Here is a 24711-nt window from a genome sequence, read left to right as displayed (position 1 = left end):
CCACTAACCAAATTCGCTTGCCTATATCTCTTATCGCTATTTTTTTAGATTCGTTAAAATAGCGACTTCACGGATATAACTGGCCAAATCTGCTTTTGACTCCGCCATTAGCTCCTCATCGTTTGTATGCTTAGCGTACTCAATCCAGAGCAATAGCTGATACATACTATGCTGCTCAGAGGCTTTATATTGTTTGACAAACTGCTTGAGCGTCCCTTCATCATTGATATTTAAACGCTCATACCAGCTCTCTATCTTAGAAACTTGCTCTTTAGGAAAATAGGCATCAAATAATGCTTTTATCAGTTCATGGCGATTTTCTTCAATCATAAGCTTGCCAACACGTTTGGTCTGACGATTACGCGCATTAGCGCTTGTGATATCGGCAAGCGCCATTAATTCCGCCATAAAATAATCACTGGCAGGTAAAGCTTTAAGTTGTTTCTTCGATAAGCTGGCAAGCGGTATCGACAACTGTTGCAGGCGCTCATGAGCTTTTTTGAGCTCTGTGCGTGAGACGCGCATATCTTGTTCTGACCAGTCAATCATAAAAGCTTTCCATGTTTAAAAATAAATAATAGGTATAAAAAAATTAAGTATAAAAGGTTTAGCAAACGCTACCAGCGATGCTTTTCACGGTGTTTCGCCGTCACGGTTAAGCCTTCTGGCAAGCTATTTTGCAATCTATCTTGCAGGTGTTTGGTGATAAATACCGAGCGGTGCTTCCCACCGGTGCAGCCAATGGCAACCGTTACCGTATGACGATTATTATGTAAAAAATCAGGTAACCAACGATTCAAGAATGTAGCGATATCTCCCGTCATCTCAGCGACCTCTGGATAATCGGCAAAAAATGCACTCACTTCAGCGTCAAGACCTGTCGCCGAGCGCAGTGTCGGATTCCAATGAGGATTGGGCAATATTCGTACATCAAAAACGAAGTCTGCATCGATAGGGCTGCCGTACTTGAAACCAAACGATAGCAAATTAATCACGATTTGATTATCTACACCCACATAATCACGCAGACGCTCTTTTAGCTGATGGATATTGAGCATACTGGTATCTATCTTGATATCGGCATGCTTAAATATCGGCTGCAAAAGCTGTATTTCTTTCTCAATAGCTGCTGGTAAATTATAAACGTTATTTTCTACGCCTTTGGTATCTAACACCATCAACGGATGGATGCGGCGCGTGGCATTAAAGCGTGCAACCAGCGTCTCTTCTTGCGCCGTCACATACATCACCGTGACCGCCTCTTCGCCATAGGTCTGCTTTAAACTGTCATGGATTGCATCAAAGTTAGATAAATCTGCGCGCGGCGTACGAATATCCACCCCAAGGGCAATGCGTTTAATTCCACTATCACAGACCAGCTTTTGCGCCGCTTCAGGCACAAGAGACAAAGGCAAATTGTCAATAGAATAAAAACCCAGATCTTCAAGGATATTTAGTACCGAGGTTTTCCCTGAGCCTGAACGTCCTGACACTACCAGTATACTTAGTTTATCACCAGTGGATTCGTTAGAATCTGTTAGCTTTGATTGAGCATTATGGGTGTCTTGATTTACCTGCATGTTCCGTCATCCTTATAAATTGCATCCCGCAAATTACAATATTATAAATAGCAGCGTGATCAAACTTTATTAATCGTGACCAATCGATTGTCTAGCAAGCGTGCACGACCTAGCCATGCAGCCACTAAAATAACCAAGACTTGATGGTTATTAATACTCTCATCATCAACAGCCGTTAGCTCAGTTGTTTTTACTTCTAGATAATCAATCATAAACCCCGCACTAGTAATACGCTCGTGAGCTGCTGTCAAAAGCACCTCTAACGGCTGTTTATTATCGGTAATCTGTTTGGCTAAATACTGCAGCTCCTGCTGTAAGATAGGCGCTGTTTGGCGCTCAGACTCGCTTAAATACTGATTGCGCGATGATAACGCTAAGCCATCAGTAGCACGAATAATAGGCGCGCCAATAATATCAATTGAATAGCTCAAATCACGAACCAACTGCTTAATAATGGCTAATTGCTGATAATCTTTTTGCCCAAATACGGCTATGTTAGGTTGCACGATATTGAAGAGCTTAGAGACAACAATACCGACACCATCGAAATGATTGGGGCGGGTTTTGCCACATAGTTGCTCAGTAATAGTCCCAGCGAGAATAGTGGTCGGCGGCGGTAGTACCGGATACATCTCATCAACAGTAGGAGCAAAAACATAGTCAGCACCAACCGTGGTAAGCTTCGCGACATCTTCATCTAAGGTACGAGGGTAGCTATCAAAGTCTTCACCAACCCCAAACTGCGTTGGATTGACGAAAATACTAACCACCACGATATCTGCATGCTGCTTGGCAATTTTTACCAGCTCCAGATGACCATCGTGTAGATTGCCCATTGTAGGTACTAAAGCAATGCGCTGCGCTGTTCGGTAAGGCTGCAGAGCAACGCGTAAGTCTGAGATATGGTAATGAATCGTCGGCATGGTTAACTGCTCTTTTACTGATGGACCTAATTACTGAAATTCTATATTTGCTTAGCTAAACTGGTGCTGCTCTGTTGGAAAACTACCTTCCTTTACTGACTGCTGATACAAGGCAAATGCGCCTTCGATACTGTGCTCAGTGTTACGCTCATCAGTCAAAAAATTATGGATGAAACGCGGCGCGCGACCATGAACCATACCGAGCATATCGTGCATGACCAATACTTGACCATCGGTATCGGCGCCTGCCCCAATACCAATCACTGGTACAGCGACGGCTTCCGTTACCGCTTTGGCAAGCTCAGCAGGCACACATTCTAGTACCAGAAGCGCTGCACCAGCGTCAACCACAGCTTGTGCATCGTCAAGGAGTTTTTGACCTGCTTCATTGCCGCGACCTTGGACTTTATAACCGCCAAAAACGTTTACCGACTGCGGTGTTAAGCCTAAATGTACACAAGTTGGCGTACCTGCTTGCGCCAATGTTGTAATCAACTCGCAAAGCTCACGACCACCCTCAATTTTAATCACATGAGCGCCTGCCTGCATCAGCTTGCGGCTATTAATAACGGCTTCAGGCAGCGTCACATAGCTCATAAAGGGTAAGTCCGCTAAAATAAGCGCGTGCTTATTGCTACGGGCGATATTAGCAGTGTGGTAAGCCATATCATTGACGGTAACAGGCAAAGTTGACTCATGACCCTGCACCACCATACCCAAGCTATCACCGATTAAAATCGTATCAATCTGCGCTTTTTCCATCATGCGCGCAAACATGGCGTCATAACAGGTCAGACAAGTAAATTTGGTACCGTCTTTTTTAAACTTATTTAAAGTAGATAACGTTGTCATATCGTTATATCATCCTCAATACTTCTGAATATCAATCAACTGTCATTCACTTTAAATGAATGTCTCTTTATTTATGACTTGACGCATCATGTTCTAACAGCTTCAAACCTGCCCAATCGCTGCTTTGGGGATAGTCGATTATCGACTTTCCTACAATCATTAGCTCAGGTGCGAGCTCTCGTAACGGTATCAAAACAAAATTACGCTCATGCAAACCCACATGCGGTATCGTTAATGTTGGCTCAGAAATCCGCTCATCGCCGTATAGCAATATATCCACATCAAGACTACGCTCACCCCAATGACGCAGGCGGGCACGTTTTGCTTGCTGCTCCAACTGTTGGCAAAATGTCAGCAGCTCAAACGGCGTAAATATAGTTTCAAAGCCAGCAACGGCGTTCATAAAATCTGGCTGATCTTGCGGTCCCATCGGTACCGAAGCATAAAATGAAGAAATACGCACAGTGCGTATCTTTTCTTGCTCTTGCATCATCTCAAACGCGTGCTGTAAATGATCAACAGGCGCCCCAAGCTCATTTGCCAGATTGCTACCCAAGCCAACATAACAAGTGACCCAAGAGCAAATGGCGATAGATTTGCTATCAAAATCAGTATTATTAAAGCGCGTGTTCATCGTTATCACTTTACTCTTATATTCGCTGTCAACGTTAAACGTCATTGACGCTTGGCTGACGACGGCGACGTTTCGATGGTACAGGGCCTTTATTGGCATTCATGTTACTGTTAGCTACTTTATTAGCATCTTGCGGTTCGTTAGAACTTTGATTAGTAGCACTTTGACTACTAGTGTCTCGTTTGGCTTTAGTAGGCTTAGTACTTGATGCTTTAGCAGGTTTCGGTGCTTTATCAATGACGTTATCAGTAGAGCCAACAGCTAATTTAGGCACTTTTTTTGCGTACTTCCCAGATGATTTCTCATTACTACTAGTGTCTATTGTCGTTGCTTCTTTAGCACTGCTAGCCTGTGCGACAATACCACTATTGTCAATCACAGTAGGCTGACGACGACGGCGCTTGTGCGGTATCGGCTCATTATTCATACTAACAAGTGCTGGTGACTGCGCGACGTTGCGCTCTGCATAATCGGAGCTACGAGCATTAGTTGAAGAAATCTGAGTATTCACTGACTCTTTTGGTGCATGAGATCTATTAGTTAAGTCACTCGCTTTATTAACAGCTTTTTCTTGCGGCTGCGATTGACTATCTGCCGATGCCTTTTTACTAACTGTTGCTTGCTCAAGCACTTTTTGAATAGGCGCTTTTTGCGTCGCTTTAGGCAGTGCTTTATCTGAACCAGATAGCTGCTTTTTCAAAGGCGGTACGACGTTGCCCTGTTCTATGACAAACAATGGGGCAGGTTTCGGCGTGTGCTGCTGATTGCTACCATTATTACTGCTCGCCAAAGACAATTGCTGCAACTGTGCCAGCTCATTATTGTCTTGTGTGAGTTGCTGCGGGCTATAACTTTTACTATTAGCAGAAGTATGCTGACTGGCACGGCGACGACGTGATGGCACATTTGAGGCATCATTAACCATTGCTGGTTTTGCATGACCATTACTCAGCGCTTTACCTTGATAGTCATTATCTAACTGACTTAACTTAGCATTGTCGTTCGAGTTCTGCTGCTTTTGACGATTGCGTCCACGACCACGCTGACCTTGTTTATAAGCACCGCGGCGGATATTTTCATCAAAGTCATCAATCGCTTGATCCTGCTGCTGCTCAGTCAAGGTTTGATAGGTCTGCCACCACTCGCCCATATCATTAGTCGATTCAGAAAGTGGATGCTCTGCATCGCCGCACTGCTCGCGCAATAATAAGAAATCAAAACCGGCACGAAAACGTGGATGCTCAGATAGCTGTACAATCTGTTTGCTACGCGGCGCGGCCAGTTTTGGCTGTAATATCCAGATATCACGAATAAACTGTTCAGCAAATTTTGGAATGGCAGTCTTGATACGTTGACGATCAATCACTTTGCCTGCTGCATGCATTTGTGCATCCGCAAAAGGCATATTGCGCTTTTTGGCTTTTTCTAGTTGATGTAAGTAGTTCTCCCACAGCAAAGCGGCATAAAAGAATGCTGGGTTGATACTTTTGCCAGCAGCAATACGTTTGTCGGTATTAATAGCGACTTGTTTAACTAAGGCACTTGGCTCAGAAGGCGGATAAATGATGAGACTATCAATCGCGCCTGAATCAAACAATAACGGTAATAATGGTACTAAATAACCACCGGTAAACATCTTTTGCGTTTCATCATACAGACGGTGCGGAGAGATTTGCTCAAGTAATGACCAGTTGCCATCATGGAACTGTGCGGCTAATTCGCTATCAAACTCAAAACCCAATTTTGCTTTGAAACGCAAGGCACGCAGCAATCTGACCGGATCTTCTTCGATACGAATCGGTGCATTGCCTAATAAACGGATAATTTTATTATCAATATCTTCAAGCGCGTCGCAAAAATCATGAACTATGCCTTTAAGTGGCTGATAATAAAGGGCATTGATAGAAAAATCACGACGGGCAAAGTCTTGTTTGATATCACCCCATACATTGTCGCGCAGAATCATACCGTCTTGATTGGTATTAGAATCATTAATAGGTGGACCACGGAAGGTGGCTACTTCGATAAGCTCACGCCCAGAGTACACATGCGCCAACTGAAAACGGCGACCGATAATACGGCAGCGCTTACCAAAGACGTCTTTAATCTCATGAGGCTTGGCATCAGTGACCGCGTCAAAATCTTTTGGACGCAGTCCTAGCAAGGTATCACGCACGCCACCACCGACGATATAGGCGTCAAACCCAGCTCGGGTTAGGGTTGCGATTACTTCGGTAATAGAATTGGGTAATTCAGATTTATTCAGTTCTAACTGCTTGGCGGCACGCTCGGCCATGCATCTACTCCTTGCCTTTTTTCTTAACCACCCTGACGAACACAGCGTCAATCAGGCGGATGTACGTGCTAGTTTAACAAATTTTGGCCATGGTGGGTGTATTTAGACAGTTACTTACATGCTATTTTGTCAATATTGGGGTTAATTAAAGTAAAATACAGCGATTAATCTTGCACGGTCAAACGTCCTCGATTTTTATCAACGGTTTTTGCGCCAATACCCTTTACCTTTGTCAATTCATCAACCGTTCTAAAACTGCCAAACATCTCACGATATAGGATAATGGCTTGCGCCTTATTGCTACCGATACCATGTAGCAACGTAAGCTCACCTTCTGTTGCTCGATTAATATTAATCATTGACTGCATACGTGCTTGAGTTTGCGCTGTCTCTTGCGTCAGTAAGTAGTTATAAGCACTTTGGGCATTATCAAAACACGGTGCTGCATTAGCAGTATTAATTGACGTAAAAATCATAGAAAGCATGCCCACTAAATAGAAACCCCTTTTTTGGAGTAATTTAGGGAGCAAGGTAGCGAGTAAATACTTACTAGGTGCGTTCATGTTGTTTAGCCGCTTCCCATAATGCGTCCATTTCATTAATATTGCTATCTTCTAAGCGCTTGCCAGCAGCGGCTAGTTGATCTTCAATATAGCCAAAACGCGATTTAAATTTATGTACACAGGTCAGCGTTGCTGTTTCCGCATCAAGGTCTAATTTGCGTGCCACATTAACCAGCGCAAACATGCAATCACCAATTTCCTTTTCAATATCAGCAATATTGGCGTTTATATCGTCTTTTGATTTATCTAATAGCTCAGCTTTTAACTCACTCACTTCTTCATTAAGCTTATCGAACGCACCGCTGACACCTTCCCAATCAAAACCCAGTTTTGACGCCTGTTTTTGTACATCCTGCGCCTGCATCAGCGCACTACCTGCTTTGGTATTGTCCAAACGACGCTGTGGTTTACCACGTGCAGCGCGCACTTTTTGCTCCTCCGCCTTAATCTCATCCCAGCGTTCTTTTACCGCGGCTTCATCTTTAAGCGTTTCTGCTTCAAACACATGCGGATGCCGGCGAATCAGCTTTTCTTGCAAAGTGGTAATCACATCACTCATATCAAAGCGCTCTTGTTCAGCGTACATCTGACAATGAAAAACCACTTGCAGCAGCACATCTCCAAGCTCGCCTTTGATGTCTTCATCATCATTACTTTGTACCGCTTCGCCGAGCTCATAGGCTTCTTCAATCGCATAAGGAATTAGACTATGATTGCTTTGCTTTTTATCCCACGGGCAATCGCTACGCAACCGCGCCATTAAGGACAACAAATCCGCTAATTCGCCACTTGCTTTTGGCGTTCCTAGTACCGGTGTTGGCACTTTAGCTTTATTTTTTGGGTTACTCATAAAAAAACACTCTTATACTTTTATTGGTTATTAAATAGAACCCTATTAAGTTTATAACGATTTTGTCGTTAGTGTAGCATTGAACACTGATTAGCTTATAATTGAGTAATCTACTTAATTATCATCTCACTGCTTAAACGCAAGGATTTTATCGTTATGCCCACATCCGATACGAATAATGCCAGCTATGCGACTCAAACCCAGTTCGCACCGATTAAAATTGATTCATTTAAAGCTTACGATATCCGCGGCGAGCTTGGCGTCAATCTCGATGAAGACATCGCTTATCGTATCGGACGTGCTTTTGCCCAGATTTTATTCGAGCGTTATAGCACAGCTGATGCCCCCTCTGACTTACAAGACGTAGAACCAGCTATCGTGATTGGCAGCGATATCCGCCATTCAAGTGAGCAGTTAAAACAAGCGACAATCAAAGGTATGCTAGATGCTGGCGTCCATGTGATTGATTTGGGAATGACAGGTACAGAAGAGGTCTACTTTGCTACTAGCTATTATCAAGCGTTGGGCGGTATCGAAGTAACTGCTAGTCATAATCCCATTAATTATAATGGCTTAAAATTAGTCAAAGATCACTCAAAACCGATTAGCGCCGATGATGGCTTGGCAGAGATTCAAGCATTGGCAGAATCAGGGCAATTCAACACTGACAATACGTTAGGCAACCTACAATTACTGACGGATAAAAGCGCTTATATCGATCATGTGATGACTTTCATTGATACGGATAAATTAAAACCGCTTAAGCTGGTTATCAATTCAGGCAATGGCAGCGCAGGGCCAGTGGTTGACTTATTAATCGATAAGTTAGCACAAGTTGGCGCACCGATTGAAGTCATTAAATTGCATCATGCCCCTGATGGCAGCTTTCCAAACGGCATCCCTAACCCGATGATTTTGGCTAATAGAACCGCCACTCAGCAAGCTGTTTTAGCACATAAAGCCGACCTTGGGATTGCCTTTGATGGCGATTTTGACCGCTGTTTCTTATTCGATGAATACGGCGAATTTATCGATGGTAGCTATGTCGTTGGCATGTTGGCACAAGCCTTTTTAAATAAATATACGGGCGAGTCGATTGTTTATGATCCACGGGTAATTTATAACACTGAAGCAGTCATTCATGAGCATAAAGGCAAAGCGGTTATTAGTAAATCTGGGCACTCATTTATTAAGCAAGTCATGCGTGATTCTGGCGCAGTGTATGGCGGCGAGATGTCAGCGCATCATTATTTCCGCGATTTTTTCTACTGCGATAGCGGCATGATTCCTTGGCTGCTAACCATTGAGTTATTATCGATTACTGGTAAAACCTTGTCAGAATTGGTCAGCGGTTATATTAAAGCGTATCCAAGCTCAGGCGAGCTGAACTTTCATCTGACCACTCATGATGCGCTGGCGATTATTAGCGCTATCGAAGAGAAGTTTAGTACCGACAATCCAGCTAAATCCACCCTTGATGGCTTAAGCCTCAACTTTGGCGAATGGCGTTTTAACTTACGCGCCTCAAATACTGAACCATTAGTTCGGTTAAATATTGAAAGTCGCGGTGATGAAGATTTACTACAGACCAAGACCCAGGAGATTCAACAATGGCTTGCCAGTAAAGGTGCTGTACCTGCTTAACTTCAATAGCTGCAATGCTAAATAAAGACATTCTAAACTTATAAAGATAAAAAAAGCGCCGATTAATTTTTATATTAATCGGCGCTTTTATTTAGCTTTAATCTAACAACTGTTTGTCTACTGAGCTTATTTTATACTTGATAGAAAGCGCTTATTTAGCGCGACCAATCCCCATATAGTCGCCGACTAGACCATCTATCTGCGTTCGTGACAAGGCATTTTGCGCATCGAATACGGGCATCGCTTGCTCATTAAGCTTAGCAATATCTAGTAGGTTCTCTGGCAACCAGCTGATAATAAAAATTGCCTGCGCCTCATTAAGCTTTTGATAAGGATTATTTATTAACTCCAGTAATGGCTGCTGCTTATAAAGCGCTGCTAGCTCCGTTTGCGCTTTATCGCTATAAACCAGCGTGCGAATATTATAAGACCACAATAATGCCAATAAAGGATGAATCGCCGACTCTGCCGTCCGTCCTGAGCCGGCTTTATAACTGCCGCCCCAAATCATGACCGTTTTATTATCGATAAAACCATCAAAATATTGCCAAAACTTGCGGAATATTAGCTCTTTTTGGTCTTCATTAATATGGATAACCGATTGTAATAGCGGCATGGCCAAGCTCTGTGCTTGACTTGATTGCTGTAGCTGAAGCAATTCTGTCGGTAGCGTATTACCACCAAACCCCCAGCCCGCTTGCAAGTAGCTACTGCCCACGCGCTCATCAAGCCCCATGATATGGCTGACTTGCTGGATATCAACTTGTTGACTATCCGCCAAGCGCGACATCTCATTCATAAAACTGACCCGAGTTGCTAGCATCGCCATAATGCTACTACGAGCAAATTCGATAGTCGCGATATTGGCATAATGAGTAGCACGCGCATGCTGCATTAATGGCTGTAGCATACCCAAATGATGACGACTATTAGAGGTTTTTTCACCGAGTAGCCATAGTGACGGATTTAACATCGAGCTATAAGCGTCGCCATCTTTTAAGAAAACGAACGGTAGATAATAGACCCAAGCACGCTTTAAGCGCTGAGACAATGCATCTATAGTGCCAAGCTGCTTAATGCCGCTCATCATGAGCGGTTGTGTCTGCTGTTGACTGTGATTAAAAGCGGTAAGCCAATCATCCTCTACCCATACCGAATCGATACTGTCTAAAAACAACCAATATAGGATTACTGATTTTCTCTCATCATTATCAGTCGCTACTTCATAAAGCTGTATAAGCTTATCAGCGGTATTAGGCAGTGCAAAACTCATAATGTGCTGTTGCTGCGTATACATTTGCCATAGTGCCTGCAAATGATGCTCAAAGCCATATTGATGTAGCTGCTGCGCCAATATCTCTTGGTCTGCGTATAAATGCACTTGCTGACCAAGACTTGCCAGTACGACAGCACTGGTCACCGCTTCAATACTATGACCAATAAGTACGCAGACAGCAGAATCTTTTGCCAAATAACTAAACGAATTGGATTCAGATTGGGGCATGTTTTTATCCATAGTCTCGGCGCTCATGAGTGTACCTTTAATCGTTATTAATATAGCAGCGCTCTCAAGAAAGCTGTTTGATGTGTTTTAACAGCTGATTGGTTGAGGTATCGAATGGTGCGTTACCCTCTTGCTGCATCGCATCATGAACGGACTCTGCCATCTGCTTACCCATCTCAACGCCCCATTGATCAAATGGATTGATATCCCAGATACTAGCCATGACATAAACCTTATGCTCATAAAGCGCGATTAACGCCCCTAAACTATGCGGGGTAAGTTCATCAATCAGCAAGGTTGTAGAAGGCTGGTTGCCTCGGTAGTATTTATATTTATCAGCATCACAAGCAATTTGACTATCCGTTTCAGCGATAGCAGCATTACCAAAAGCCAGTACACGGCTTTGAGCCAAACAATTGGCTAAAGACAGTTCATGCTGCTGTTGTAGTGGCGTATTTTTTGCCTCATCACTGTAGCGACGTACACAAGCGATAAAATCACAAGAGACTTGCTGCGTTCCTTGATGTAGCAGCTGATAAAAAGCATGTTGAGCATTGGAACCAATTTCACCCCAAAGAATAGGACAGGTATCATAATCAATACGATCACCATGCTGGGTCACCGATTTACCATTACTTTCCATCTCTAGCTGAGTTAAATAACTGGGTAAATAGCTTAAGCGCCCATCGTAAGGCAGCACAGTATGAGCATTTACCTGCAAAAAGGTACTATTCCAAACTGCGATTAAGCCCAATAATACTGGCAAGTTTTCTGCAAAATCCGCCTGCGCAAAATGCTCATCCATACTATGCGCGCCTGCCAACAGCTCTTTAAACCCAGACATACCGATACGAATAGCTATGGCAAGACCAATCGCTGACCATAAAGAAAAACGACCCCCTACCCATTCCCAAAGCTGCAACTGGTGCTCAGGATGAATACCCCAATCACTCATTTTTTCACTATTGGCCGAGATACCGATGAAATGACGACGTAATACACTGTCTTCAGTGCCCGCACGCAGCTTTGCGGTTGCAAGCAGCCATGATAGTGCCGTTTTGGCATTGGATAAGGTATCAATGGTACCAAAAGATTTAGATGAGATAATAAATAAAGTGGTTTCAGGATTCAGATGTTTTAGCAAATTATCCAGCTGCGTGCCATCCATATTGGAGACGAAATGGACCTCAACACAGGTATCTGCCCACTCATCAAGGGCAGTGGTTGCCATCAGTGGCCCTAAGTCAGAACCCCCTACACCGATATTAACTACATCTGTAATCGCTTTACCTGAAAACCCGCGCCATGTCCCACTGCGTACACGCTCCGATAAGCGTTCAACTTGCCCCAAACTTTGATGGACATCAGCGACTACATCTTGATTATCAAGTTGTAAGTTTGCTGTGGTGGGCAATCGTAGTGCAGTATGCAAAGCGGCACGTTCTTCACTGGTATTCACCATCGCCCCTTGCAGCAAGGACTGAATACGAGTGGACAATTCACAACTATTTGCCAGATTTAATAAACTTTCTAGCACAGTATCATCTAGACATTGCTTGCTGTAGTCCATATACAGCGCCCCACTTTGAGCACTAAAACGTTGGGTACGCGTATTATTTTGTGCAAACAAGGCAGCTAATGACCACTTCGACTCAGCTGCTGCCTTCAGCTTCTGCCAATATTTAGAATGGCGGGCACTGCTATAGACTTTATTGTCTTTTGTATCGTTCATTAACTACTCTTCATCGGCTAGTTGCTGCTGAGCGAAATATATAAAAGCTTGCATATAAGAGCGCATATCGCCAGCATCATAACTGTTACCACGCATGGTCGTGACATTGACACCATACTCACTGATAAGCGCATCAATAGCGTCAGTCAATTGGATCTCTCCGCCAACTGAGGCTTGGGTATTAGCCAGATAATCAAAAATATGATGACTAAAGACATAACGACCAACCACAGCGAGTCTTGATGGCGCATCAGAGAGATTTGGCTTTTCTACAAAACCTGCCACTTTAAAACTGACATTCTCATCTGTTTTATCCTCTATATCGCCCTCATCCATAAGCGCTTCACTTAATTGAGCGATACCATATTTATGTACGTCTTTATCGGCGACCTTGTCGACCAATATTTGCGAATGGTTATCTTCAGAAAAAGCGTCAATCATAAACGCCAAATTGTCAGCAGACATATCACCATTAAAAGGATCAAGCACCACATCTGGCAGCAGTACTGCAAAATCATGCTTACCAATGATTGGGCGTGCGGCAAGCACCGCATGACCTAAACCCAATGGCTTACCCTGACGTATCATCGATATAGTCACATCATCTGGTAGCCAGTTTAAGCTGTCTGCTAGCTCGTTCTTACCTTTAACACGCAATTGATTGTCAAGCTCGGCATTGAGATCAAAGTAATTTTCAATAGCACTTTTTTGTGCATGACCAACCAAGACAATGTGCTTAATACCGGCAGCAATGGCTTCTGCCACCACATAATGGATGGCAGGACGATTACCAAGCGGCAATAGCTCTTTAGGTACGGATTTAGACAATGGCAACATACGAGTACCAAAGCCTGCAACGGGTATCACCGCGTGAGTAATTTTTTTCATAAGGATTAATACATACTTAATAAGAATGGATAAGGGTTTGTTTTCTATAATACTTATATTGAGTTATAACCATTTGGATTTATGCTTTGCCAACGCCATGTGTCTTGACACATATCAGTAATAGACAAGCTTGCCTTCCATCCTAATAACTCTTGTGCTTTATCAGCACTAGCATAGCAACTGGCAATATCACCAGCTCGTCGCCCAATAAACTGAAAAGGAATATCTTGAGCTGATACGGCAGAAAACGCTCTAACTAACTCTAATACAGACGTTCCCTTACCTGATCCTAAATTGATCGGAAGAAAACCTAAGCTTTGCTTTTGCTGCTTTAGATAATTGAGCGCGGCGACATGACCTTGTGCGAGGTCAGTTACATGTATAAAGTCACGCACACCTGTACCATCTACCGTAGCATAGTCATCGCCAAAAATGCTTAATTTATCAAGCTTGCCGACCGCGACTTGTGAGATATATGGCATTAAATTATTTGGAATATCATTGGGATCTTCGCCAATTTGTCCAGATGGGTGCGCGCCAACAGGATTAAAATACCTCAAAGGAATAAGGCTCCAACTGTTATCTGATAGCGCTAAATCTTCTAGAACATGCTCAACCGTAAGCTTACTCTGTCCATAAGGATTGGTACAGGAACGTGGAGAGTCTTCATTAATTGGCAGAATTTCAGGATCACCATAGACCGTAGCTGATGAAGAAAAGACTAGTTTTTTAACCTCATATTCAGCCATGATTTTAAGTAAGGCAATCGTACCACTCACATTATTATCATAGTACATCAAGGGTTTAGCTACAGATTCGCCAACCGCTTTTAAGCCAGCAAAATGAATCACGCCAAAAAATTGATGCGCGGCAAATACTTGCCTGAGTGAATCAGCATCACGAATGTCGCCTTCGATAAAGTCGATAGGCTGCCCAATAAGGCTAGAAACACGATTTACTGCCTCAAAACTGCTGTTCGATAAATTGTCGTATATCACCACCTCGTAGCCTGCTTCATGCAGTGCAATACAAGTATGTGAACCGATATATCCTGCGCCGCCAGTCACTAATATTTTATTTTTATAATTTTCCATATTGATATCCAAAGCAATTTTCAAACAAAAAAAGACACCCCATTGTAGGGGTGCCTTCATTATTTTTCAACGTCATTTGAGTATTAACAGTCAGTTAGCGGCTGATGCTACCAACCTGTCACTTCTTTTAGCTTCTCGCCCAATTTTGATGGGTCACGCGTGTAAGCAATACCTGCCGCTTCGAACGCTTTAAATTTATCTTCAGCTGTACCTTGACCGCCAGAGATGATAGCGCCGGCATGACCCATACGCTTACCTTCAGGAGCAGTTACACCAGCAATATAACCAACAACTGGCTTAGTTACATGGTCTTTGATATAAGCGGCTGCTTCTTCTTCAGCAGTACCACCGATTTCACCGATTAAGATAATTGCTTCAGTTTGTGGATCTTCTTGGAACAATTTAAGCGCATCAATCTGATTCATACCAGGGATCGGATCACCACCGATACCGATACAAGTTGACTGACCAAAACCAAGTTTAGTAGTTTGAGCAACGGCTTCATAAGTCAAAGTACCAGAGCGTGAGATGATACCCACTTTACCTGGCAAATGGATATGACCTGGCATGATGCCGATTTTGCACTGACCTGGGGTGATAACGCCTGGGCAGTTAGGACCGATTAGACGTACATCGCCTGCTGTTTCAAGGTAGCGTTTGGCTTTAAGCATATCAAGCGTTGGTACGCCTTCAGTGATCACAACAATTAGCTTCACACCAGCATCAATTGCTTCGATGATAGAATCTAGTACAAAAGGAGCTGGTACATAGATAACAGAAGCGTCTGCTTGGGTGGCTGCCATTGCTTCAGACATGGTGTTGAATACTGGCAAACCTAGGTGCGTTTGACCGCCTTTACCAGGGGTTACGCCGCCAACAACTTTTGTACCATATTCGATGGCTTGTTCTGAGTGGAACGTACCATTTTTACCGGTAAAACCTTGCACCAATACTTTGGTGTCTTTATCAATTAATACACTCATTATCTTATCCTTGTATGCGGTTGTCTGGTAGGCGCTTGCCTATCCTGCCACGTTAAATGTTAACGTCGGTAGAATAACAGCAAACGCCTTATACTCTTGAGCAATTAAGCTTTAACAGCGTCAACAATTTTTTGAGCGGCGTCTGATAAACCTTGAGCTGAGATCAGTTTCAGACCAGATTCTTCTAGAATTTGTGCGCCAAGCTCAGCATTGTTACCCTCTAAACGGACAACAACTGGTACTTTGACGTCAACTTCCTTGATCGCAGCGATAATAGCTTCTGCAATCATGTCACAACGTACGATACCACCGAAGATGTTGATCAGAACACCTTCAACGCTGCTGTCTTCAAGAATAATCTTGAATGCTTCAACAACGCGATCTTTAGTTGCACCGCCGCCAACGTCCAAGAAGTTAGCAGGCTTGCCGCCGTACAATTTGATGATGTCCATCGTAGCCATTGCAAGACCAGCACCGTTTACCATACAACCGATATTGCCTTCTAGGGCAACATAGTTTAGATCAAACTCAGCCGCTTTAAGCTCACGCTCATTTTCTTGTGATTTGTCTTGTAGCGCAGCAATCTTAGGCAAACGATACAAAGCATTTGAGTCGATACCAATTTTGCCATCAACACAAACGATCTCGCCATTTTCGCGAACCGCTAATGGGTTGATTTCAAGTAAATCAATGTCGTTTTCAACGAATGCTTGATAAGCACCAGACATCAATTTAACGAATTGATTGATTTGCTTGCCTTCAAGACCCAATTTAAACGCGACTTCACGCGCTTGGAATGGCAATAAACCAACCAATGGATCAATATTTACTTTAAAGATTTTTTCAGGGGTTTCTTCTGCAACTTTCTCAATCTCAACACCGCCTTCCGTTGATGCCATAAACGTCACGCGACGTGAAGAGCGGTCAACAACAGCGCCAAGATATAGCTCGGTTTGTACTGGATACATATCTTCTGCAACCAAAACGAAATTCACTGGTTGACCAGCGGCATCGGTTTGATACGTTACAAGGTTTTTACCGATAAGCTCATCAGTCACTTGCTTTGCTTCTTCACGAGTCTTAACCAGTTTCACGCCGCCCGCTTTACCGCGACCACCAGCATGAACCTGCGCTTTGATGACTGCGATATCAGTTGGAGTTTTGTCAAAAGCTGCCGCTGCTTCGTCGCCACTGTAGGCAATGATGCCTTCTTGAATTGGCAAGCCATAGCTTTTCAATAGCTCTTTTGCTTGATACTCATGTAAATTCATTGATTGAATCCTTTATTTTTACCATTAATAAAAAATGAAAACTCATACATCGTAGAATGCTCTACTGTATGTTAGACCAACGCAGCATTCAAAATAGTCATTCAAAATAGCTATTCGAACAATGCGATGGTCATGCCATCATCTAATAACCATTTAAGATACTTAACATATCTTTATACAAAATATTTTTAGTCGTTAAAATTATTTACGTTTTTTACGCTGAATGGCGTGAATGGCACGACCATCCGCAGACAATGCTGCTTCATGGACGGCTTCAGAGATCGTTGGATGCGCGAATGTCATCAACTGCAAATCTTCGATGCTTGATACAAATTCCATCGCAATCATACCTTGATGGACGATATCGCCTGCACCAGCAGAAATCGCATGCATACCTAACAAACGGTCTGTTTTGGCATCAGCAACGACTTTGATAGAGCCTTGAGCTTCACTTTGAGCAAGAGCACGACCGTTTGCAGCTAGGTTAAATGAGCCTGTTTTGACCTCGTAACCGGCAGCTTCTGCTTCTTGCTCTGTCAAACCAACCCATGCGATTTCTGGATGCGTATAGATGACGTTGATGATAGTGTCATAGTTCACTTGAGCTTTTTCGCCATGAATACGCTCAACAGCCATCATGCCTTCTTCCATGGCTTTATGCGCAAGCATAGGACCGCGTACCAAATCACCGATAGCATAAACGCCATCAAGATTGGTTTTGCACTGATCATTGACATCAATCAAACCGCGTTCGGTCAATTGAATACCACTGTCTTCGCCAAGTAGTTTCTCAGAATAAGCGCGACGACCGACACAAACGATCAGCTTATCAAAGCTCTCTTCACTAGATTCGCCTTTGGTTTCACTAGTAACGATGACTTGATCGCCTTTCACTTCAGCATTGGTCACTTTGGTATCAACACGGATATCAAGACCTTGCTTTTTTAGCATTTTACCGGCTTCTTTAGCGATATCTTTATCAGCAGCAGCCAAGAAGCTAGGTAGTGCTTCATATACCACAACTTCTGCACCTAGACGACGCCATACTGAACCAAGCTCAAGACCGATAACACCGGCACCGATTACGCCTAAACGCTTAGGTACAGCAGTGAAGTCAAGCGCGCCAGTAGAATCAACGATACGATCGCCGTCAGTTCTGGCAACTGGAATATCAATCGGCACTGAACCAGCTGCAAGAATCACGTTTTTAGCAGTGATAATCGTTTCTGCTTCATCAGCAAGGGCGGTAAATTTAACTTTTTTATCAGTACCTTTACCATCTTCTAATGTGCCCCAGCCTTGCAGCCAGTCAACCCCATTACCTTTCAATAACGCAGCAACACCGCCAGTTAACTGCTTAACGATGCCTTCTTTACGAGCAATCATTTGCTCGATATCGATAGCAACATCACCAGTAGTAATACCATGCTCATTAAGGTCGTGCTTAGTCGCTTCATAGCGATGTGAGCTATCAAGCAATGCTTTTGATGGGATACAACCGACGTTTAAGCAAGTACCGCCAAGTGCAGGCTCGCCTTTATAAACGCGTTTTTCGATACAAGCGACGCTCATGCCAAGCTGTCCTGCACGGATTGCTGCTTCATAACCACCAGGTCCGCCGCCGATGACGACTAAATCATAACTGTCTTTCATAATACGTTCCTATTTTAATTTTAGTTTAATGTTAGGTATCATATAAACCAATTTTATCTCGTTAGTAAACCATCGACTTATCTGTTCGATAACCAATACGATATCTAAATGCTAGATAATAGATGCGTTTAAAAAGACGATAAAGATAGTTGCTGAGTATGCTTAGCTCATTGCTCATAAGATAGAACTGAAAAAGCTAAAAGGCATTAAAAGATAATCTCTACAAAGCTAAAAAGCTTGTATCAGTCATCACTGATACAAGCCTAAAAACTTAAAGATCTAAAAGTAGCATAGTAGGGTCTTCAACCAATTCTTTTAGTGTTACTAAGAATTGTACCGCTTCTTTACCATCAATCATACGATGGTCATAAGACAGGGCAAGATACATCATTGGCAAGATTTTAACTTCACCATTAACTGCCATAGGGCGGTCATTGATGGCATGCATACCCAAGATAGCGGTTTGTGGTGGGTTCAAGATAGGTGTTGACATCAGTGAACCAAATACACCACCGTTTGAGATGGTAAATGTACCGCCAACCATGTCTTCTAGACCAAGTTTGCCTTCTTGTGCTTTACCACCAAACTCACGAATCTTGGCTTCAACATCTGCCATGCTCATACGATCAGTATCACGCAGTACTGGTACGACTAGACCACGGTTAGAAGATACGGCAACACCGATGTCATAGTAACCATGATAAACGATATCATCACCGTCTAATGACGCATTCACAGCTGGATAGCGTTTTAGTGCTTCAGTCGCCGCTTTTACGAATAACGACATAAAGCCTAAACGTGTACCATGACGCTTTTCGAACTGATCTTTATACTTGGTACGCATATCCATCAACGGTTTCATGTTGACTTCGTTAAACGTCGTTAGCATTGCCGTTTCTTGAGAAGCAGCTAGCAGACGATTCGCGATTGTTTTACGTAGACGTGTCATTGGTACGCGTTTTTCAGTACGCTCGCCAACTGCTTCAGCAACAGGACGACCACTATCAGAAGTGATTGAGCTGTCCGCTTTCAACGTTGGGTTTGACATGTCAGTTTTAGTCACACGACCGCCGCGACCACTACCTTCGACGTTTTTAGGATCTACGCCAGACTCTTTGGCTGCTTTACGCACTGCAGGGCTTTGATCTTTATGATCAGATTCAGCAGACGCTTGTACTGGCTCGCCGCCATCTGTTGCTTGCTTAGGTTGTACTGGCGCAGCTGGTTGATCTGGATCAACGGCAGGAGCAGCTTCAGCACTGGCGCTAGCACCAGCTTCAAATTCGGCAATCAGCTCATCAGACAATACGGTGTCATCTACTTGCTTAACGATTCGGGTTACAACACCGTTATCAGGCGCGACCACTTCTAATACAACTTTATCAGTTTCGATTTCAGCTAATAGGTCATCACGGTTTACTTGCTGACCTTCAGTGACATGCCATTCAACGATTGTACCATCGGCAACCGATTCTGGAAAAACGGGGGCTTTAATTTCAGCCATCGATATACTCCTTAGATTTGGATATTACTATTTATAATTAAGTCGTGATAGGCAGTCAGTGCCATTTAAAATGTGATATTTAAATTGTCTTACTGGGTACTGACTGTCATCGCCTGATTCATTGATTACATACAATCTGTTATTTATATAAGCTATTAAATAGACAGCTCATCTACACTGATACCAAGACCACCAGCGATTAAATCTTGTTGTTGCTTAACGTGTAATTTTGCTGATCCTGTCGCAGGCGCTGCACTGGCAGGACGTGCAACTGGCTCCATCACTTTTGCTCTGGTTGGATGCGGTACAACAATACGGAACATATGTGGTGCTAAGTAATACCAAGCGCCTTGGTTCAACGGCTCCTCTTGCGTCCAAACGATTTCTTTTAAGTTGCTGTATTTTTCAATTTCAGCAATTAAGCGTTTTTCTGGTAAAGGATAGAGTTGCTCAATACGAACGATTGCTACATGGTCTAGACCTAAAGCACGGCGCTGCTCAAGCAAGTCATAATAAACTTTACCGCCACATAGAACCATACGAGTCACATTGTCCGGATTTTGCTGATCCATCTCTGGCAATACTGTTTCAAACTTACCATTTGCCAATTCTTCTAATTGAGAAGTCGCAAGCTTATGACGTAGCAAGCTCTTTGGCGACATCACGATTAACGGTTTACGAATCGGGCGAACCGCTTGACGACGTAGCGCATGATAAATCTGTGCAGGCGTCGTTGGTGTGATGACTTGCATGTTGTCTTCAGCACATAACTGCAAGAAGCGCTCAAGACGGGCTGATGAATGCTCAGGACCTTGACCTTCGAAGCCATGCGGCAATAACATGGTCAAGCCGCAAACGCGCTGCCATTTGGTCTCGCCACTCGCGATGAATTGGTCGATAACTACTTGAGCACCGTTAACAAAATCACCGAACTGCGCTTCCCAAACAACCAATGCATTTGGCACCGTGGTCGCATAACCATATTCAAAAGCTAATACCGCTTCTTCTGATAGCAATGAGTTATAAGTGGCAAAGCGTGCTTGATCTTCACTCAGGTGAGCAAGTGGCACATACATGCTGCCATCTTCAATATTATATAGCTCACTATGACGATGTGAGAACGTACCACGCCCTACATCTTCACCAGTAATACGTACCAGTACTTTATCGTTATCAACCAGTGATGCGTATGCCAATGTCTCAGCTGCACCCCAGTTCAAAGGCTCTTCGCCAGTTTGCATTGCTAAGCGCTGCTCGACCACTTTTTGTACTTGGCGCTGTAGCTTGTAACCTTCAGGCATTTGTGCCATGCGGCGACCATAGCCTTTCAACACTTCGATATCAACACTGGTATCCCAATCATCAACCAAATCGTGACCCAAATAAGGTTTCCAATCGACAAATAGCTGCTCGTTAGGCTCATTTACCAATGAATTGGCAACATATTCACCGCGATCTAATGATTCACGATACTCATCTTCTAAACGCGTTTCATCTTCTTTACTCAGCAAACCTTCTTCGATTAACTGTTTCGCGTAAATAGTACGAGTCGTTGGGAGCTTTTTGATCACTGCATACATGAGTGGCTGAGTAGCTGAAGGCTCATCTGCCTCATTATGACCGTTACGGCGATAGCAGAAGAGATCTATAATGATGTCTTTGTCAAACTCATGACGATAATCTAACGCCAATTGCGCGGCAAATACCACAGACTCAGGATCATCACCGTTGACATGCAAAATTGGCGCATGAACCATTTTTGCCACATCAGTACAGTATTCAGTTGAGCGTGCATCTTCTTGACGGCTGGTGGTAAAACCAACTTGGTTATTAATCACAATATGGATGGTGCCGCCCGTCGTATACGCACGGGTTTGTGACATCTGGAATGTCTCTTGTACCACGCCTTGACCAGCAAACGCTGCATCACCATGAATGACGATTGGCAATACTGAATTGCCCGTCTTATTTTCATGAAGTGGCTGATCATTACGACGTACTTGACGCGCACGTACTGAGCCTTGTAATACTGGCGCAACGATTTCAAGATGGGACGGGTTAAATGCCAACGCTAAATGCGCCTCCCCACCTGGGGTCATCACGTTCGATGAAAAACCATTATGGTATTTAACATCGCCTGAGCCTTTTTCTGGCTGCACTTTACCATCGAACTCATCAAACAAATCAGCAGGGTTTTTACCCAAGATGTTTACCAATAGGTTTAAACGCCCACGGTGAGCCATACCAATGACCATCTCTTTTGTGCCATAACCGCCAGCACGTTGGATGATTTCATTGATCGCTGGAATAAAGCTCTCGCCGCCTTCCAGACCAAAACGCTTCACACCCGTATATTTACGAGCAAGATATTTTTCTAAGCCTTCTGCTGCCGTCAAACGCTCAAGAATAGACAAACGTTTTTCTGTATCAAAAGAGATATGACCTAGATTGGTTTCTAGATATTTTTCCATCCAGCGCTTTTCTGTGCTGGTGGTCACGTGCATATATTCTGTGCCGATATAACGGCAATAGACGCGCTCCATGATTTCAATGATTTCACGTAACGGTGCTTCATTTTTACCGATATTTAGATCATTAGTCGGAAATATTGTATCTAGATCCGCGTCAGAAAGATTGTGATAAGCAAGAGTCAAATCCTCTACTTCCGCACGTGGGTGTAGACTTAATGGATCTAGCTGCGCTCGGCGATGACCGCGACGACGGTAAGCTGAGATGAGCTGCTGTACGCCCATTTGCTTATTGTCACCAACATTGTTGCTATGACTAGTAGTCGCGCTACTGGTGTCGGTGCTGACCTTATTAGCCGTCTGATTACGGGCCAATAATAAAAACTGGTCTTTAATGGCGTTATGCGGTGCATCATTTGGCGATTTGTATTGTTCAAAATACGTTTGCCAATCGCTGCCAACACTATTAGGATCTTCTAGGTATTGCTCGTAGAGAATATCAATATAATTGGCATTATCAGCGGCCAATTCTGTTTGATCTACGCTCGCTGCTTCTTTAGTTATACTATTCATAATAATCGTCTATTTGATAGATAAATGAATGGAATCGTGCTTATTATTGTAAAATCTGTTGTATACAGGCGACTCAGCTATTGAATAAATAGCCTTTTAACAATGAACAATCAACATAGAACACCATTCAAATTATTTGTGAACGTTCAGTTTTCTTATGTCGCTCGTCGCAAAACATTAATTTATATATAATGCTACAAGTTATAACTAAATTGTTATTTATAGCATTTTTTTAAATTTTTTTTGTTCAGCTGGCTCATTTACAAGCCATTTCTGCTGAATAACTTGGCTATTGTAGCTCTGCAATGACTATTTGACAAATGATACACTGCCGTATAGCGTAACATGGCAACAATTGCAGCCATAGTTTGTTTGTTCAATACTAAGTATTTACGCAATGAATATCTATTATCACTTTACGCAATTCATAGGTGATTGACTTCCTGCATATTCATATATCACTGCTATGCATCCGTTTTAACCTCAGTATTATATACCTTCTATCATCGTCATTCACCCCTATAATCTTATAATAACCAAGCATTTTTTATGCTTAGCCATTACTACTTATAATTATATAGGCAGATAGAGCAGATAACAGGTTGTCTTACATATAAGCAACGTATTGTTAGTATGGCCTTACTTGTCATCATTATTCTGATGCAAATTCAAATATTGTTCTAAGACGACTTAACAAGCATGGTGACTTTACGCTATTGTTTTGCTTATTTTAACGAATAAAAAACACCACCTTATCTCAGGTGGTGTTTTTTATAGCGCTATTATAAAGCTAATTGAGCTTAAAAGGTATATTAACCTGCTTGATCAAGCAACAAATTACGCAGATGACCGATAGCTTTGGTTGGATTCAAGCCTTTTGGACATACTGATACGCAGTTCATGATACCGCGGCAACGAAATAAGCTGAATGGATCGTCTAAACGAGCCAGACGCGCGCGCGTATCACTGTCACGGCTGTCAGAAACAAAACGATCAGCATGCAGTAGTGCTGATGGTCCTAAGAACTTATCAGGATTCCACCAGAATGATGGGCAGCTGGTTGAACAGCAGGCACATAAAATACATTCATATAAACCATTTAACTTGTCACGTTGCTCAGGTGACTGCAAGCGCTCAGTCGCAGGCGCTGGCTGATCATTAATTAAGAATGGATGTACTTTTTCGTACTGCTCGTAGAATTGGTTCATATCGACGACCAAATCACGAACCACTGGCAAACCTGGTAACGGGCGAACGGTTACTTTTTCTGGCAAAGTATTCATGTTGATCAAACATGCTAGACCATTTTTACCGTTAATATTCATGCCATCAGAGCCACAGATGCCTTCACGGCACGAGCGACGGAAGGTAAGAGTTTCATCTTCCTTCTTTAGGCGTAATAACACGTCAAGCAACATACGATCTGAGTCTAATAGCTCAATCGTATAAGTTTGCATGCGCGGCGCTGCGTCCAGATCAGGATCGTAGCGATAGATTTCGATGGTGCGAGTACCTCGGCTCATAATGCTAAACTCCACACGTCGGTGATGGCGGGCATACAAGGATTGCAACATAGTCGCGCTGGCTATTAATCTGTACTGACAAGAATAATCAAATACGGATTAATAGGGCGCTGGCATGAGCTTGTAGCTGGCGGTCACCTTTTTAATAAATGAATAAAGGATAAAACGTTTATGCT

General features: G+C 43.1%; 19 protein-coding genes. 1 reads left to right on the top strand and 18 read right to left on the bottom strand.

The window, feature by feature from the left end:
- Nucleotides 1-36: 36 nt before the first annotated feature.
- The 8 genes from yjgA to mazG form a co-directional block, all read right to left on the bottom strand.
- On the bottom strand, nt 37-549 hold the full coding sequence (gene yjgA / locus M0221_RS00635) for a ribosome biogenesis factor YjgA (protein ID WP_011512503.1): 513 nt from the start codon (nt 547-549) through the stop codon (nt 37-39).
- Nucleotides 550-617: 68 nt separating this feature from the next.
- The gene (rapZ, locus tag M0221_RS00630; protein ID WP_483284052.1) at nt 618-1580 is read right to left on the bottom strand and encodes an RNase adapter RapZ; all 963 of its coding nucleotides are present in this window, start codon (nt 1578-1580) and stop codon (nt 618-620) included.
- 59 nt (nt 1581-1639) lie between these two features.
- The gene (gene panC, locus M0221_RS00625; RefSeq protein WP_483284051.1) at nt 1640-2503 is read right to left on the bottom strand and encodes a pantoate--beta-alanine ligase; all 864 of its coding nucleotides are present in this window, start codon (nt 2501-2503) and stop codon (nt 1640-1642) included.
- Between the two features lie 51 nt (nt 2504-2554).
- Nucleotides 2555-3355: a 3-methyl-2-oxobutanoate hydroxymethyltransferase gene (gene panB, locus M0221_RS00620; protein WP_483284050.1), complete on the bottom strand. Its 801-nt coding sequence runs from the start codon at nt 3353-3355 to the stop codon at nt 2555-2557.
- Nucleotides 3356-3422: 67 nt separating this feature from the next.
- The gene (gene folK, locus M0221_RS00615) at nt 3423-3989 is read right to left on the bottom strand and encodes a 2-amino-4-hydroxy-6-hydroxymethyldihydropteridine diphosphokinase (RefSeq protein ID WP_483284049.1); all 567 of its coding nucleotides are present in this window, start codon (nt 3987-3989) and stop codon (nt 3423-3425) included.
- Between the two features lie 34 nt (nt 3990-4023).
- Nucleotides 4024-6285, bottom strand: coding sequence for a polynucleotide adenylyltransferase PcnB (gene pcnB / locus M0221_RS00610; protein WP_483284048.1), 2262 nt, complete (start codon nt 6283-6285; stop codon nt 4024-4026).
- Between the two features lie 164 nt (nt 6286-6449).
- Nucleotides 6450-6761, bottom strand: a complete 312-nt coding sequence (locus M0221_RS00605) for a ComEA family DNA-binding protein (RefSeq protein WP_483284047.1) — start codon at nt 6759-6761, stop codon at nt 6450-6452.
- A 73-nt stretch (nt 6762-6834) separates the two neighbouring features.
- Nucleotides 6835-7698, bottom strand: a complete 864-nt coding sequence (gene mazG, locus M0221_RS00600; protein ID WP_483284046.1) for a nucleoside triphosphate pyrophosphohydrolase — start codon at nt 7696-7698, stop codon at nt 6835-6837.
- A gap of 156 nt (nt 7699-7854) precedes the next feature.
- Here mazG and M0221_RS00595 point away from each other — a divergent pair, with 156 nt between their 5' ends.
- Entirely contained in the window at nt 7855-9342 is a 1488-nt protein-coding gene (locus M0221_RS00595; protein ID WP_483284045.1) for a phosphohexomutase domain-containing protein, read from the top strand.
- 151 nt (nt 9343-9493) lie between these two features.
- Here the strand turns inward: M0221_RS00595 and M0221_RS00590 are convergent, their stop codons facing one another.
- From M0221_RS00590 to M0221_RS00545, 10 genes are all read right to left on the bottom strand, one after another.
- Nucleotides 9494-10873, bottom strand: a complete 1380-nt coding sequence (locus tag M0221_RS00590; protein WP_483284044.1) for a UDP-glucose/GDP-mannose dehydrogenase family protein — start codon at nt 10871-10873, stop codon at nt 9494-9496.
- 37 nt (nt 10874-10910) lie between these two features.
- Nucleotides 10911-12578, bottom strand: a complete 1668-nt coding sequence (pgi, locus tag M0221_RS00585; protein WP_483284043.1) for a glucose-6-phosphate isomerase — start codon at nt 12576-12578, stop codon at nt 10911-10913.
- A gap of 3 nt (nt 12579-12581) precedes the next feature.
- Entirely contained in the window at nt 12582-13466 is an 885-nt protein-coding gene (locus tag M0221_RS00580) for a UTP--glucose-1-phosphate uridylyltransferase (RefSeq protein WP_483284042.1), read from the bottom strand.
- Between the two features lie 53 nt (nt 13467-13519).
- Nucleotides 13520-14560: a UDP-glucose 4-epimerase GalE gene (gene galE, locus M0221_RS00575; RefSeq protein ID WP_483284041.1), complete on the bottom strand. Its 1041-nt coding sequence runs from the start codon at nt 14558-14560 to the stop codon at nt 13520-13522.
- Nucleotides 14561-14667: 107 nt separating this feature from the next.
- Nucleotides 14668-15543, bottom strand: a complete 876-nt coding sequence (gene sucD, locus M0221_RS00570; protein ID WP_011512490.1) for a succinate--CoA ligase subunit alpha — start codon at nt 15541-15543, stop codon at nt 14668-14670.
- A 104-nt stretch (nt 15544-15647) separates the two neighbouring features.
- Nucleotides 15648-16814 (bottom strand): ADP-forming succinate--CoA ligase subunit beta, encoded by a 1167-nt coding sequence (gene sucC / locus M0221_RS00565; RefSeq protein ID WP_011512489.1) that lies wholly within the window; start codon nt 16812-16814, stop codon nt 15648-15650.
- Between the two features lie 201 nt (nt 16815-17015).
- Nucleotides 17016-18467 (bottom strand): dihydrolipoyl dehydrogenase, encoded by a 1452-nt coding sequence (gene lpdA, locus M0221_RS00560; RefSeq protein ID WP_483284040.1) that lies wholly within the window; start codon nt 18465-18467, stop codon nt 17016-17018.
- Between the two features lie 271 nt (nt 18468-18738).
- Complete coding sequence (gene odhB / locus M0221_RS00555) at nt 18739-19971, bottom strand: 2-oxoglutarate dehydrogenase complex dihydrolipoyllysine-residue succinyltransferase (RefSeq protein WP_011512487.1); 1233 nt, start codon at nt 19969-19971, stop codon at nt 18739-18741.
- 155 nt (nt 19972-20126) lie between these two features.
- The gene (locus tag M0221_RS00550; protein WP_483284039.1) at nt 20127-23012 is read right to left on the bottom strand and encodes a 2-oxoglutarate dehydrogenase E1 component; all 2886 of its coding nucleotides are present in this window, start codon (nt 23010-23012) and stop codon (nt 20127-20129) included.
- Between the two features lie 812 nt (nt 23013-23824).
- On the bottom strand, nt 23825-24535 hold the full coding sequence (locus M0221_RS00545) for a succinate dehydrogenase iron-sulfur subunit (protein WP_011512485.1): 711 nt from the start codon (nt 24533-24535) through the stop codon (nt 23825-23827).
- Nucleotides 24536-24711: the final 176 nt, after the last annotated feature.

This window comes from Psychrobacter sp. ANT206 (assembly GCF_056880555.1).
This window is presented reverse-complemented; position numbering and strand designations above follow the sequence as displayed.